Here is a 770-nt window from a genome sequence, read left to right as displayed (position 1 = left end):
TAAAAAGCGGAGCATCTGTTGGCTCTGATATAGAAGTACTTGCAATGGGCCTTGACGGTATCTACAATCTCTTCGGAGCACGACCCACAATCCATACGGGCTCTATTTATATGAATGCCGTTCCATTCCAGCCTGGTGAAGATTCTTTCCAATGTACACTGCTGACAGAACCGGACATTCGTGTTGCCATCCCGATTTTCAATGCCGACAATATGGTCACCTATAACGGCCACTCCCGGGCTGTATCCTGTGAACTTCTTGTATGTACGTTTGGCATCATACTTCTCCGTTTCAATGAACTGGTGGTCAAAATCCAGATCGTAACCCTGCTCCTGACATAATTCTCCGGTAGCAATGAGAGACTTGACCAACAATTCGGTCATTGTGTCAGCTGTATTGAAGTCATATGATTTACCTGAGTCTGGAGATGAATACGTTATGTTGTCTGTAGTCAGTTCTTTTATGGCGCGAAGAATCGTGTCTGCGCTGCAGGTTTTAAGTTTGGGATGCAGGGAAAGATGGGGCATGAGATGAGTGGATATGTCTTCAATGCACGAGCCGCCACAGAAGAATACGCACATGAGAGAACGGATGATTTCACTGTATTGGTAACCATAGGTTCTGCTACGCAGTCCTAATGTGGAGTCGATTACGTCCGATAAAAGAGCATCAAATTGCTCCATGATTGAAAATATTCCGCCAAAAGGTGTGATTGAATCGAATTTTATTTGTACTTTAGCCATGTCTGCTGAAGATTGGTTTGATTTTTA

At 43.9% G+C, this 770-nt stretch carries 1 pseudogene; it reads right to left on the bottom strand.

Annotated elements, in window-relative coordinates:
- Positions 1-743: pseudogene (locus KTG12_RS21445) on the bottom strand (IS1380-like element ISBvu1 family transposase); the annotation flags it as partial.
- Positions 744-770 lie beyond the last annotated feature (27 nt).

Origin of the sequence: Parabacteroides sp. MSK.9.14, from assembly GCF_019041495.1 — a bacterium.
Lineage (GTDB): Bacteria > Bacteroidota > Bacteroidia > Bacteroidales > Tannerellaceae > Parabacteroides > Parabacteroides merdae.
The sequence above is the reverse complement of the archived record's forward strand: the minus strand, read 5'-3'. Positions and strand labels throughout refer to the sequence as shown.